Source organism: Candidatus Zixiibacteriota bacterium (genome assembly GCA_018820315.1).
Lineage (GTDB): Bacteria > Zixibacteria > MSB-5A5 > JAABVY01 > JAHJOQ01 > JAHJOQ01.
The window spans coordinates 1-13,940 of record JAHJOQ010000034.1; the positions used below are offsets into that span (position 1 = coordinate 1).

General features: G+C 49.5%; 9 protein-coding genes and 1 tRNA gene. 4 read left to right on the plus strand and 6 right to left on the minus strand.

Annotation, left to right across the window (positions count from 1 at the left end):
- Positions 1-220: 220 nt before the first annotated feature.
- Positions 221-2,656, minus strand: a complete 2,436-nt coding sequence (locus tag KKH67_03120) for an AAA family ATPase (GenBank protein ID MBU1318168.1) — start codon at positions 2,654-2,656, stop codon at positions 221-223.
- A gap of 198 nt (positions 2,657-2,854) precedes the next feature.
- On the opposite strand from KKH67_03120, the gene pepF reads away from it, so the two are divergent.
- Positions 2,855-4,735 (plus strand): oligoendopeptidase F, encoded by a 1,881-nt coding sequence (pepF, locus tag KKH67_03125; protein MBU1318169.1) that lies wholly within the window; start codon positions 2,855-2,857, stop codon positions 4,733-4,735.
- Between the two features lie 55 nt (positions 4,736-4,790).
- On the opposite strand, the gene KKH67_03130 is transcribed toward pepF, so the two are convergent.
- The 4 genes from KKH67_03130 to KKH67_03145 all read right to left on the minus strand — a co-directional run bounded on the left by KKH67_03130 (position 4,791) and on the right by KKH67_03145 (position 9,847).
- Positions 4,791-4,862: transfer RNA gene (locus KKH67_03130), tRNA-Lys, on the minus strand.
- Between the two features lie 185 nt (positions 4,863-5,047).
- A complete protein-coding gene (locus KKH67_03135) occupies positions 5,048-5,605 on the minus strand; it encodes a PadR family transcriptional regulator (protein MBU1318170.1) in 558 nt (185 codons plus the stop codon).
- A 142-nt stretch (positions 5,606-5,747) separates the two neighbouring features.
- Complete coding sequence (locus KKH67_03140; GenBank protein ID MBU1318171.1) at positions 5,748-7,736, minus strand: prolyl oligopeptidase family serine peptidase; 1,989 nt, start codon at positions 7,734-7,736, stop codon at positions 5,748-5,750.
- A gap of 965 nt (positions 7,737-8,701) precedes the next feature.
- The gene (locus KKH67_03145; GenBank protein ID MBU1318172.1) at positions 8,702-9,847 is read right to left on the minus strand and encodes an acyl-CoA dehydrogenase family protein; all 1,146 of its coding nucleotides are present in this window, start codon (positions 9,845-9,847) and stop codon (positions 8,702-8,704) included.
- Positions 9,848-10,375: 528 nt separating this feature from the next.
- On the opposite strand from KKH67_03145, the gene KKH67_03150 reads away from it, so the two are divergent.
- From KKH67_03150 to KKH67_03160, 3 genes are read left to right on the plus strand one after another with little or no spacing between them, the layout of a single operon-like run.
- A complete protein-coding gene (locus KKH67_03150) occupies positions 10,376-11,119 on the plus strand; it encodes an SDR family oxidoreductase (GenBank protein MBU1318173.1) in 744 nt (247 codons plus the stop codon).
- A gap of 11 nt (positions 11,120-11,130) precedes the next feature.
- Positions 11,131-12,285, plus strand: a complete 1,155-nt coding sequence (locus tag KKH67_03155) for a thiolase domain-containing protein (protein MBU1318174.1) — start codon at positions 11,131-11,133, stop codon at positions 12,283-12,285.
- Between the two features lie 4 nt (positions 12,286-12,289).
- Positions 12,290-12,742 (plus strand): Zn-ribbon domain-containing OB-fold protein, encoded by a 453-nt coding sequence (locus tag KKH67_03160; protein ID MBU1318175.1) that lies wholly within the window; start codon positions 12,290-12,292, stop codon positions 12,740-12,742.
- 59 nt (positions 12,743-12,801) lie between these two features.
- On the opposite strand, the gene KKH67_03165 is transcribed toward KKH67_03160, so the two are convergent.
- On the minus strand, positions 12,802-13,761 hold the full coding sequence (locus KKH67_03165) for an AAA family ATPase (GenBank protein MBU1318176.1): 960 nt from the start codon (positions 13,759-13,761) through the stop codon (positions 12,802-12,804).
- Between the last annotated feature and the right edge of the window lie 179 nt (positions 13,762-13,940).

Here is a 13,940-nt window from a genome sequence, read left to right on the forward strand (position 1 = left end):
GGCTTTCTGGCTACTTAAACGATCACCTCCTTCCCGTCAAACGTGATACCGTGAAGGGGGTCGTGCTCAATTCCGCACAGCCCTTACCCTAAACAAAAAAACAGAATCTGCAAGAAGACAGTCAACTAAAACTTTTGCACAAAAACAAATGTAGCGTCTCACTACCGTATGAGCGATTGTGTATTAAGTCAAACACAATATGGTGTGTAGCTGCGCGCATCTACGCCCCTCCCGGATAATTCTTCATTATAACGGCGTATTCTATCAGACGATCATCAACCATTCGATTGATCGTTCCTTCAGGATAACTGCCATCTTCGAGAGGATCTCCCGCCGGAATTCCGGTAAGGAGTTCGATTCCCTGATCGATTGTCTCGACTGGATAGACGTGAAACTCGCCGTTTGTTACGGCACCTACAACCTCCGGCTTGAGCATCAGGTCTTTGACGTTCTGATGCGGAATCAGTACACCCTGATTGCCTGTAAGGCCGCGCGCTTTACAGACCTCGAAGAATCCCTCTATCTTCTCGTTGACGCCGCCAATCGGTTGAATCTCGCCTTTTTGATTCACTGATCCTGTGACCGCCAGGTCCTGCCTGATCGGCTGACCCGACAGCGATGACAAAAGGGCGTATATCTCAGTCGAAGAAGCCGAGTCTCCATCCACGCCACCGTATGATTGCTCAAAGCAAATAGATGCTGACACAAACAGCGGCTTGTTATTCGCGTATCTGCTCCGCATGAAGCCGGAGAGGATCAACACTCCCTTGTTGTGGGTCGGTCCCGAAAGCTCAGCTTCCCGCTCGATGTTAATCACACCGCTCTTGCCGACAGCAGTCGTTGTTGTGATGCGAGTAGGTTTACCGAACGCATACTGTCCCAGATCGTAAACGGAGAGGCCATTTATCTGACCGACGACCGACTTGTCGGTATCGATCATAATTGTCCCCTCGTCAATCATTTCGCCCAGCCTCTCTTCCGGAAGATTCATCCTTTTCTTCCAGTTCTCAATCGCTGTACGTATGTGCTCATAAGTAACATGCTCCGCGCTGTCTTTGCCTGCCCAGTAATCCGCTTCACGCAGAAGGTCAGAGATCAGATTGAACCTTGTAGTGAGCTTATTCTGTCGCCCCGCGATTCTGACTCCGTACTCGACAATACCGGCGATGCCTGATCTGTCGAATGGTCTGAGCCCGTCACGGTCGCAGATTTTCGAGATGAACTTCACATATTCGTCGACAGCATGATCGTCGCGTTTCATATCACGATCGAACTGCGCCAGCACCTTGAAAATCTTCTTGAAGTCCTCGTCTGCAAAGAAGAGAAGATCGTACATCTGGTGATCGCCGATCATCAGTACTTTGACATCGACATCCACAGGTTGCGGTTTCAGAGCTGACCCTGACAGCATGTGAAATGGATCATAGCTCTGTATCTCGACCTGTCCGTTTCGCAGGGTACGTTTCAATGCCGGCCAGACGCCTGGTTCTATCAAGGCATCGATCGCGTTCAGAACCAGATATCCACCAGATGCTTTGAGCAGGGAGCCTGCCTTGATCCTTGTGAAATCTGTGCGGAAAGATCTTCCGCCGTCAGACTCGCGCTCAATCATTCCGAAAAGATTTCTGTAATTGGGGTTTGTCTCGACAACAATCGGAGGCCCTGTGGTCTTTGAGTTATCCACCATCACGTTGACACGATAGGCAAGGAATGGATCTGCCTCGCGCTTTCTCTGACCCGCTTGGTCCTCGGGCTTAGCGCTTCCTTTCTCTTTCATGAAGAGCGAAATGTTTTTGAGCACATCCTCGCTGACATCATCAAGATACTTGTGTAGACTCTCCGATTCGAATTCCGACTTCAACACTTTTATAAGTTCATTCACTATCGGCCCGGTGCGCTTCTTCTCGAGCTGCCGGAGTGTCTCTTCGAGCTTGAGTACAACATCGCGATTCTCTTTGAAAACTTCGTGCAGGCGGCTCTCGAGCTCGCCATATTTCTTCTCGAATTTCCGAAGTGTCTCCTCCGGAACCTTCTCCTCTCTCACCAGAACCTCGAGTTCATCGAAAGAGAGCGACTTGCCGTCGATGACCGGATGAAGATCCGGTTTCACATATGGGCCTACCTGCACCTGGACCAGGACGAAACTGTGTTCGGCGATTTCTTTCTCGAAAGCCTGCAGCATTTCCTTTTGCTTCGCCAAAAACGTCCGCACAATGTTCTTTCTGTGTTCCTGGAACTTCTCGGACTCGAATAGACTCGTGATATTCTGTACCAGATCATCGACAAGACGGATCATTGCGAGTTTGAATCTGCAGCCGTCACCGGCAGGCAAAAGAACTGCGGTGGGCAGATCAGCGTCCTTGAAATTGTGGAGATAGACTATGTCAGGAGGAAGACCTCTGAGCGTGTCAATCGTTTCGAGGAGATGTTTAACCGTAGTCGTGCGACCGGTTCCGGCAAGGCCCGAGATAAAAATGTTGTAACCCTGGCGGTGCACCTCAAGGCCAAGCTTTATGGCATTGACAGCTCTTTCCTGGCCGATAATGACATCGTCAGGCTCCACTCCCTTACTATTGTCATATCTCAAAGACCCCGGGTCACATCGCCATCTTAATTGCTCAGGTTTAAGCTCTTTCGCAGAATTCGGAGTAGGCATTGGATCCTCCATTTGTCATACTCTAACAACGGGATAGATAATTCGTTGTTGCGGCATTTGCAATGTTTTTGTGATGCACACACGCTAATCGTCGGAGAATGCACTGGAATTGCCATTGAATTTGTTGGCGCAGTGCAACATCCGCGGCTGCAATGCGTTTAAGTGTAAAGCCAACGTGAACCAGCAACGGAGGAGAATATGCTGAGAATGTGCATCATCGTGACATCGATCCTGATTCTGACACTGCTTGCGACTCTACCATCGCTGGCTGCCGACACGGTGAAGAAAGTCCCCACAAGAGATGAGATAGAGGACAAATACAAGTGGAACCTCGAAGATATCTACGCGTCTACTGCAGCTTGGGAGGCCGATCTCGCGAATGCTGAGTCGATGCTTCCGGCGATTGACTCCTTCAAGGGGCGTCTCGGCGAATCGGGAGGCACGCTGTTCGATTTCCTGAAACTCCACGAGAAGCTCTGGATAACCGTCGATCAGTTGTATGTGTATTCGTACATGAAACTCGATTCCGATACCCGTCAATCGCAGTACCAGGAGCTTTCCGATAGAATCGGGGCATTCGATACTCGCGTTGTAGCTGCTGAGTCCTTTGTTCGCCCAGAGATTCTCGCAATCGAGCCGTCGAAACTTCAAGGATTCTTCAGTCAAACGCCTAAGCTCGGAGACTTCCGGCATTATCTCGAGGATATTCAGAGAGCAAGAGAACATACGCTCACACCTGAAGCCGAGGAAGTATTGGCATCGGCAGGAAACATCGCACGAGGCCCGAACAAGCTTTTTACAATGCTCGATGATGCAGACATCGAGTACGGGACTATCACCGACGAGAATGGGAACAAGGTGGAATTGACGAAAGAGAGATACCACAAGATTCTCGAATCTGAGAACCGTCAGGTAAGACGGGAGGCAAGCGAGGTCTATAACGGCGCGTACAAGAATTACATGAACACACTTGCTGCAAACCTTTCGAACTCGGTCTATTCAGATGTCTTCTTTGCTAAATCTCGTAAATACGGTTCGACCCTCGATTACAGACTTGACCAATACAATATACCGCCCTCGGTCGTAGAGAATCTTGTGGCTGCTACAAATGCGAACTTTGCCCCTCTGCACCGGTATACTGCCCTGCAAAAGAAAGTCCTCGGCTACGACACACTCTTCACCTACGACACCTCCGTGCCGCTCGTGAAGGGAGTTGAATTCGAAATACCGTGGGATGAGGCTGTTGAGATGGTCAAGAAAGCTACCGAGCCGCTCGGAAAGCAGTATTCGGCTGATTTGGCCAATGGTTTCAATTCGGGATGGATCGATGTCTATGAAACCGAAGGGAAATCGTCCGGAGCGTATTCATGGGGTGCTTATGGCACGCATCCGTACGTGCTGATGAATTATAACGGCACAGTCAATGCTGCGTCGACTCTCGCGCATGAGATGGGTCACGCCATGCATTCGTTCTATTCCAAGCAGAATCAGAGTTATACAAATGCGAATTATGCCACTTTTGTTGCTGAGGTTGCCTCGACCGTCAACGAAATCCTTCTCAACGACTATCTGATGAAGACGATTCTGGACAAGAACCAGAAGAAGTATGTCGTGAACAAGTTTATAGAGACAGTACTCGGTACCTATTACGTTCAGGTCATGTTTCATGAGTTTGAAGCAGAAACACATGACGTTGTGGAGAATGGAGGCTCGCTTTCATCCGAATCTATGACGGCGATGTATCATGAGATATTTCAGAAGTATTTCGGCCCCGATCTCTACATTCCTGAAGGGCGGGATATCGGCTGGGCACGGATTTCACACTTCTACAGTGCATTCTATGTCTATCAATACGCCACCAGTTTCTCGGCGGCGACGATGATTGCGAGCAGAATTCTGGAAGGCGACACCAAGGCGCGCGATGCTTATCTCGAAATGCTGCACTCCGGCGGCAATGATTATCCGATTGAGCTTCTGAAGAAGGCGGGTGTCGATATGACCAAACCGGACGCCATAAACAGTGTTCTTACGCTGTTCGATACGCTCGTCGGGGAGATGGAAGAACTGACGCTGAATTGATAAGCCGGCAGGCGAGTGCAACGGTGATGTTCCATCACTCAACCATTGATTCATGTGAGGGTGGAAGGGCTCGAACCTTCGGCCCTCTGCTTAAAAGGCAGATGCTCTACCACTGAGCTACACCCCCACAAATCAGTCGGGAATATACGTATATACGTCTCATTGTCAATCGGTATGAGGAAAAAACTTATCCACCCCATCAGCTCCCTTCACTTACTGGCAATCTGTTGACTTGGCCATTTACTCCGTGCAGGCTCGCTCTGTTCAGTATGATGGATCTCCGATAGAACATGCTGAGTATGGAATGGAATTCTATCTAGATTCTCTGATCTCCCCGATCAACCTGTCGGCAAAGCTGATTTCATTCTTGATTGCGTTGAGAGAATGCTCGAATAGAACTCTGATATGGAGTTTCAGGTTATCGCCTCCGGATTCCCTGTAGCGGCTCTCGATTTGTGCTGCATAATCTGTCAGAGCTCTCTTTCTATTGCCTAACGCGACGACTATCTCATCTCTGTCAAGAAAGGGGATGCCTGCGATTCCAAGATCAAACCTGCTGTCGTTTACCTGCGCCGATGACAACGCATCGACCATTTCAGCCTTAAGTCTCTCTTTCCCGGAAGGTGTGATGCTGAACATTTTTGGAGGCGGCCCTTTGCCTTGCTTGTGAGTATCCAGGAACGACTCAACCAGTTTCTTGCTTGCGAGTTTGGTCAGGCCGACATATATCGGTGTACTCCCGACATCCACCCAGTCCCGGTAGCCGCGCTCGGCTATCAGTCTATTGATCTGGTAGCCTGATATTGACTTCTGCTGGCTAACGATCTGCAGGAGCATGAGTTCAATGTTGGTTAAGTTATTGTTATTCATAACCTGCCCTATAGAGCGCTACCGTAATATTACATATATGATTTAATATGTCAATCAAGAATCTTGGGTCCCGTTCCTGAAAGAAAAAAGGGCGGCAGATTTGTATCTGCCGCCCGGATATTGTAAACTGACCGATCGATCATCACTTCATCAGATGTTCCATCGTGAAGGTGTAGCTCTTGGTCAGGTCGAAGATGATCTGTTTCTTGAATGAACCACCGTGGCCTGCCTCGGTCTCCTCGTAGTACCAGACTGGCTTCCCGAGTCTGGAGAGCACATACGCGAACCGTCTTGGATCTGACGGCGGCACGCGTGGATCATTAAAGCCGGCTGTTACCAGAATCGGCTTGGTTAGATTTTCCGCCTTGAAGATGGGTGTGAGCTTGTGTGTGAGATCGCTTCCAACCGGTCCCATTTCTCTTTCCCATCCTGCAGAGAATGCCTGATTCTTCGAGTGAGTGTTTGTCCAGTCAACATCGGAGACGCCGACATCAGATACGCCGCACGCGAGTTTATCAGGACAGGTTGTTGTCAGCCAGTCAACTATGTATCCGCCATAGGATGCTCCCCAGACAGCGATCTTGTCGGGTCTGGAGTAACCATTGTCGATCAGGTAATCGAGTGCCGCTTCGCAATCGAGCAGAGACGCGAATCTGCCCTCGAGATTGTCCGCTCGCTCGTAGGCGGGACCGTAGCCGGTCGATCCGCGGACATTCGGGAACATCATTACAAAGCCTTTGCTGAGAGCAAAAGCAATATTGCGCTGGAAGTAGGGTCTGCTCTGCCCCGGAGGCCCGCCGTGGTAGTTGACGATGGCCGGGTTTGATCCATCCATCTTGGCACTTACCGGTTTGTACAGCAATGCCGGGATCTCGGTGCCATCTTCTGACTTGTATCGGATCACTTGCACTTCTATGCCCGAGAAATCGAATCCGAAGGTCGAGACTTTGCCGATCTGCTTGAGGCCGGTGTCACCCAGAGCGAATGAGAACGCCGTCGGAGGAGTTGTCGGCGATGAGTATCCGAATACTACTTTGCCTAGATCATTTGATGATATTGCGCTGGCGACGCCGATCTTCGGCTGCGGAACCGGGATGACTTTGCCGGTCATGTCAAATGCAGCCATCTCAGAGTAGCCATCCAGGTTGAGAGCCGTGACGACAACACCTTTCTTCCTGATAAAGGTGAAATCTTCGGTCTCTTTCTTTGGGTCATAAATGACTTTGAATTCCTTCGGTTTGGCGGGGTCGAGCATACAAAACTTCATGAACTCATCATCATTGGATTTCGCCGAAGTCAGCGTGATCATCTTTCCATCATCGGTGAATCCCGCTCCCCAGACGAGCGTCGTATCGGAAAGGTCCGTCACTTTGCCGGAACTCAAGTCGAGCATCGCCAACTGAGTTTCCGAGAAAGAGATATACCGCAGGAACGCCAGCTTACTCTTGTAGTAATCGAGCGGATAGAATGCACCCGGCTCGGAGTAAATAGTGTCGAGCTTGGCTGTCGACATTGTGTAGCGTCCGATACGCATCTGATCGGTCTGGATATACAAATAGAACTGGTCAGGATTGTCCTCATCGAATATCAATCCGCTATACCGCTCAGTCCTGCTTTGGAGCAACGGTTTGAACTGACCGTTTCTCTCGAAACGCCAAATGTCATGCATCTCGTCGCCAAATACATTGACAGTCACCAGAACGAAATCACCGGACGGATGGACGCTGAAGCCACTAATTATGATGCCTTCGTCGGTCCAGTTGTTCGGTGTAAACTGAATCGGCCAGCCCATCGGACCATCCATGTAAAATATCGCCTGACTTTCGCCCGTGATTCTCATCTGGAAATAGATGCGACCCGTGTTGTCGATCTGCGGATCGGTAACGAGATCGATACCGAGCAGAAATGACAGATCGGTCATTGTCGGTTCCCAGAATTTCGAGGATTCGAGCATCTGAATCGTGACAGCTTCCGTGCTGTCGATGTAAGCGAGGATTTTGGTTGTGTCGGTAGTGACCCAGGGATCAATTTCGGTGAGAATCGATTCGACCTTGTCCGAACCGAGCGCTGTGATAGCAGAGGGAATCAGTAAGAGAAGGATAACAATCCCTAACGTTATCATTCTGAACATGCGCACCTCCTATGTGGTTCAATTTTCGCCAAGATATATATTACGGCTCCGAGGGGCAAGTTGTTTCACCGAGAATCCCGGACTGAAGGGTTTATTAGAAAAGTCATGCGCATCGCATAATCCGTCATTGCTGCAAATGTTTGCTATTGCGAGACGAGAGATTGTCAAGAGCTAATCAGCTTGAGAGGGCGAGTTCGAGATTTCCGCATTGGGGAAAAGACGAGATAAGTCGAACAACTTGGTCTTTGACTTACAGGTTATGACAGTGGGTAGTCTTATACTTGTGCCAGTAGAATAATGGTGTATATTGTAGATTAGCATCCGGGTCTGCCCTGACAAACGGAAGGGCGATCCTGACAACTGAGCAGAGAGCATTTGGAGAATATGTAGGACTCTAACGCGAGATGTGACAATGAAACGGGTGATCCTGTCCCTCACCCTCGCATTGTTGATGCTGGGATTGATCAGTCCCCCGATCTCGCATGCAGACGACAGCGCGACTGCGGCCGCACCGAGCGCAAGCTCTGACACCGCACAAAGCACTCCTGCCAGAGAAAACGAAACATTCCCATCAGTTCACTCAAGACTATTCTGGAATCTGCTGTAAACCAAGATCGTCCCCACACACATGAGCAAATTGCGGACCACGCCGATAAATTCTGCGCGTGTTATAGAGACAAGTCTGACAATGGCTCCGAAAAAACAGATGCTATCCATGAGAGAGCTTCAGAAATTGCCTCCGATATCGTTGCGCAGTGGGAACCTCGTTTATTTAGTACATACTCGTATGAAGAGCTGAAAGAGGTAGATTTTTCCAAGGAAGAGATGCCATTGGATTGGTTTTATCAGTGGAAGGCTGACTTGGACTGCCTATATGGTGCGTAGTTCTCACCTGAGGACAAACAAGCCGGGCGACCATCGTCAAAGAATGTGTACGCAGACGTATCGAAACCGACTCGCTCAGTCTACCGTAAGAGATGGTTTGCAATAACTAAGCGCTGAATCTCATTGGTTCCCTCATAGATCTCAGTAACACGTTGATCACGAACCAATTTCTCGATGATTGAGAGCTGTCCGATAGGACCATAACCGGAATGAATCTGCATGGCTTGGTCAACGCAGAAGCGAGCCACTTCTGAAGCGAACATTTTGGCCTGCGCTGCCTCGACCGTGCAATTTTCACCAGCGTCCTGAGTTTGGGCCGCTTTGTAGGTGATCACGCGGGCAGCTTCAGTCTGGGTGGACATATCAGCAATCAGGCATTGTATTTCTTGAAGTCTGTCTCCTGGAGCGCCAGAAGCCAGACACTCCTCGTAATGCTTGATTGATTCGTCTAGGGCCCTCTGCGAAATACCAACACCCTGAGCGCCAACACCAATCCGAGCGCCGTCGAGAGTATTCATCGCAATTCTAAAACCTTTGCCAGTGTCGCCTAATTGATTTTCCAGCGGTGCCCTGACATTTTCGATCTTGATATGACCGGTAGTCGCGGCCCGCATACCCATTTTATGCTGGAGGGTACGCGCATTCCAGCCTGGAGTATCGGTTTCGACCAAGATGCATGAGATTTTCGTGCGATGTTCATCCTTCTCCCCAAGACGACAGAAAAGAACCGCAAGATTACAGACATCACCATGCATAATGAAAGTCTTTTCACCATTGATGACAAAATGATCGCCCTTGATCATGGCCAAGGTCTGCTGATTAGCGGCATCCGAACCGGCATCGGGCTCAGTCAGCGCAAATGATGGAATGATCTCGCCAGAAGCACATCTCGGCACATATTTCTTCTTCTGCTCTTCGCTGCCGAAAGTGAAGATAGGGTAAGTAGCCAGTTGCGGTATCGCAGCCATCAATCCAGTCGGAGGGTCGTAGTAGGTCAGTTCTTCAATGAGAGTAATATATTCAATACTGGAGCGCCCGCCACCGCCGTACTCCTTTGGCATGGCGAAACCAACCATGCCTGCCTTGGCAAGCTTCCGGTAATGCTCAAATGAGAATGATTCCTTTCGGAGGTCCAACTCCTGGCAAACCGGAAGGATTTCCTTTTCAGCAAATTCCTTCACCTGTTCACGGATCGTTTGCTGCCTTTCGTCAACGTTGTAAACCACTGTCCCCTCCTGAGGATGGTACATCATTTCCTCACAATCAAGTTCCAGCCTGGATATCCATTTGCATCATCCACTTATAATTCAACTAGCGCAACCGCTTGACGTGAACACTCTGCCGTCTCTTCCGTGGCTGCATGCTGCGTGAAGAATCTTCCAATCCCAAGCTTCTCCCGAACAACGATGAACAGTTTACACTATCAGTGGGATAGTGTCAAGGGTTTTGAGTAAATCGGTATTCGGGGGTACTTCCTGGGGTTTATTCAAGACATAGGCAATGATCTTATAGACGATTCGATCAATGCTGGCGATGTTGTTGAAGGAGCGCATCGGCATGATGCGGCGATTCAGTAAGCTGACTTCCTTTCTCTCCGACAGCGGCCTTCGCTCAAACAAAAGTTATTGATTCTAAGCGTGCAGGTATTATATTCAGTGCGGAATGTGCCAAAGTGATTTCCTTTGTATTGGGAACGTCTATGCATGAGTGTATGTCGCTTCGTGCAGTTTTGATAGGAGAATTAGAAGATGAATTTGGGTATTGATGGAAAAGGAGCCATTGTAACAGGTGGCAGTCTCGGAATAGGAGCAGCAATAGCCCTGGATTTGGCGCATGAGGGCTGCAATGTGGCCATAAACTATAGGCGGCACGATACAGAGGCAAAGGAGATAGTGAAAGAAATAGAGAGTATGGGGAGAAAGGCCCTTGCCATACAAGCAGATGTATCCAGCCATTCGGACGCCCAGAACATGGTCGAGACCGTTGTAAAGGAATTCGGCAAGCTTGATATCCTGGTCTGCAATGCTGGCATTAACTGGGACGGTGTCATTTGGAAGATGACGGAGAAACAGTGGGATCAGGTGATCAACGTCAACTTGAAAGGCTACTTCAATTACAACAAAGCAGCCGCACTTGTCTTCAAGGATCAGAAAGGCGGGAAAATCGTAAACATATCATCGATCAACGGCATAAGAGGCAAATTCGGGCAAGCTAACTATTCGGCATCCAAGGGGGGCGAAATTGCCATGAGCAAGACCCTGGCGAAAGAGCTCGGCAAGTTCAACGTTAATGTCAATGTAGTGGCGCCAGGAATGGTTATGACCGAAATGGCGAGGAACATACCGGCTGAGTTTCTCAACATGGCTATTGATGAAACTGTACTGGGGCGAATTGCCACTGCAGATGATGTGGCTCATCTTGTGACCTTCCTTTGTTCGGACAAAGCACGCCATATAACCGGAGAGGTCTTCAAAATCGATGGTGGTCAGTATATATAGGAGGAACCGATATGACCCGAGTGGGAATAATTGGATTGGGACACGGGCAATTCGGACGCAGAAGCGACGCGACCGTTCAGGAACTAGCATTCGAGGCTTTTCGCGAGGCAATTCAAGACGCCCAGATAGACCCTAAGGAGATCGACGGTTCAGTCATCGGTTCTGTCCCGGAATATCACAAACAGCGTTCACTTCCCGGAGTGGTACAGGAATACCTGGGACTGAACCCGCTACCGACATGGCTTACAGAAGTTGCTTGCGCTTCCGGTAGCGCGGCTATTCGTACTGCCTGGATGGGCATACGATCAGGAGCTCACAGGATTATGGCGGTCATTGGCTGTCAGAAGATGACAGAGCTTTCCACGCCTGAGATTCTGGCTCTCATGGGGCGGGTAGGTGAAGTGCAGTGGGAATCTGTATTTGGCACGACCTTCCCCGCATATTATGCCTTGTTCGCTCAGAGTCACATGCACGAATACGGAACTACCCGTCGGCAACTCCTCCAGGTAGCCGTAAAGAACCATTTCTATGGCGCAAGGAATCCCAATGCACTATTCAGGAAAGAAATTACCATCGAAAAAGCGCTGGAATCCGACCCGGTATCTGACCCCTTGCAGGTGTACGACTGCTGTGCCAACGCGGATGGGGCGGCATGTGTGATCCTAGCTTCAGAAGAAATTGCGAAGGAATCCGCGAAACCTGTGGCCTGGCTTGACGGTGTCGGATGCGCTACGGCCAGTATGTCTGTACTGAGAAGGCCAAACCTCGTCGGGCTTCCCAGCGCAGAGAAAGCCTCACAGATAGCGTATGAAATGGCCGGGGTCAGCTCGAAGGACATTAAGGTCGCTGAGGTTCATGACTGTTTCACCATTGCTGAGATCATGGCCTATGAGGATTTGGGATTCTGCGAGAAGGGCAGAGGGGGCCGTTTTATAGAAGATAGGCAATCGTATATAGGAGGGCAGACGCCCGTGAACGTAGATGGTGGGTTGAAGGCAAAGGGGCATCCAATTGGAGCCACTGGCGTGTCAATGACTGTTGAAATCGTGAAACAACTCAGAGGAGAGGCAGGGGAACGCCAGGTGCAAAATGCTGATATAGGACTCACACATAATGTCGGCGGAATCGGACAATACTGTTTTGTCCATGTCCTTAGGAGGGATTAGGCTCATGTTCAAATGGTTTGGAAAAGTCAATTTCTCTCAGTATACCAAGGTTTCAGAGTTCGCCAATCACCTGAAAGATGGGCACCTTATGGGGTCCAAATGTAAACAGTGTGGGCATGAATCATTCCCACCGCGGGCTGATTGCAATCAATGCCTCTCAGGAGATTTCGAATATTTAGAATTCGGCGGACAGGCGACACTGCTCTCGCACACCACGATCCACGCTGCCCCCACGGGATTCGAGGACGTCGCCCCTTACACAATAGGAGTGGTCGATCTGAAAGAGACCGGTCGGCTACTGGCCTGGTTCGGCGATACGGTATCTGACGATGAGATAAAGATAGGTATGGAACTTCAGGTCGTGCCCCAGATCTTCGAAGAACTGGAGGAAATCAAGGTCTATTATTCCCTGGAGAAACCGGGTACAACCTGGTCTGTCTCCAAATCCGCAATGTGAAGTGGCTTTGTACTTCGGGAGAATGAACAGTCAGGAACACAGGCTCCTGATACACAAGGCTATAAACCCGAGTATTCGGCGAGCTTCCTTTCGACAGTTGAAACTAGATTGTCTAGGCTGTTTCTGCGTTTGTCATCTAAAGCGGAAAGCCCCTCTTGACTAACGACAGAAGCGACCATTCGTTTCACAGCCATCCGCTCGTGTTCCCTCCACAGCTTTCCGGAATTCTTGAATAGCTCTGCCATTCTATCACTCCACTTCCCTGTGACGGACTGCATCGACTTTGTGTCTATATCGACACCATAATCTTGTATAAGCGAATCGCGATAGAACGATGGCTTGACAAGATCCTCCAACTCGCTTTCCCGCATTCCCGGAGAGCTGCACAAGGTATATTCTGATCCACTGATGATTCCCTTATCAATCGCTCCTGCAGTTGCGTCTTTTCCCGCTTGATCGTTGTCGAGAAAGGCGTGAATATTGCACAGCAGGTCCCTGAACACCTTTGCCTTGAATGCAAGCTTAGATGCTCCCCCGATTCCCTCGACGACCAGACTGCCGTTACTGAGCGCAGTCCGAATTTGCGGAGACAGCTCTGAGAGCCACCGTTTTATCACCATCGCATCTGCGTCCCCCTCAGTAAGCACAACCAGATAGGCCCCTACCAAATTGTCTGCCAGCTCAACCCCGAGGCTGTCACGTATCTCCTTTATTCGACGCGCTCTAGTAGCGTTTCCTGTTTCTACAAGAATGTTACTGCCTACCTTCTCTCGTTCCACCAGAACAGGGGAATGCGTAGTAATTATAACTTGGTGTTCTGCTGCTATCTCATATAGAACTTGTTTAAGCTTGTGGATTGCTTTCGGATGAAGATGAGTCTCAGGCTCCTCGACCGCGAGAATCAAATGCCGATCCCCCAACGATTCCTGAGAAATGTGGCGGAGCAGCGATATTGCAGCTAAGCTCTTCATTCCATCTCCTTTATACTCCAATTCAGTCAATGCACCGTCATCAATCATCACCTGTACACTTGCTCTTAGCGCGCGTTGTAACGAACATTGATCTGGTGCTAGAGACACAGACTTCAGGTTAGGAATGAAGAGATATTGTCAAGAGTTGTGGATGATTGTTTTGATAGTATCCTCAAGTTCTCCAGTTATGCAGCTTCCTTTATTTCTCCATCAACGAACTTAACACC

What these genes read in the sequence shown, in the direction of transcription:
- KKH67_03160 (MBU1318175.1), top strand. Translation starts at nt 12,290, where the DNA reads ATGTTCAAATGGTTTGGAAAAGTCAATTTCTCTCAGTATACCAAGGTT.
- KKH67_03155 (MBU1318174.1), top strand. Translation starts at nt 11,131, where the DNA reads ATGACCCGAGTGGGAATAATTGGATTGGGACACGGGCAATTCGGACGC.
- KKH67_03120 (MBU1318168.1), bottom strand. Translation starts at nt 2,656, where the DNA reads ATGCCTACTCCGAATTCTGCGAAAGAGCTTAAACCTGAGCAATTAAGA.
- KKH67_03135 (MBU1318170.1), bottom strand. Translation starts at nt 5,605, where the DNA reads ATGAATAACAATAACTTAACCAACATTGAACTCATGCTCCTGCAGATC.
- KKH67_03165 (MBU1318176.1), bottom strand. Translation starts at nt 13,761, where the DNA reads ATGATTGATGACGGTGCATTGACTGAATTGGAGTATAAAGGAGATGGA.
- KKH67_03140 (MBU1318171.1), bottom strand. Translation starts at nt 7,736, where the DNA reads ATGTTCAGAATGATAACGTTAGGGATTGTTATCCTTCTCTTACTGATT.
- pepF (MBU1318169.1), top strand. Translation starts at nt 2,855, where the DNA reads ATGCTGAGAATGTGCATCATCGTGACATCGATCCTGATTCTGACACTG.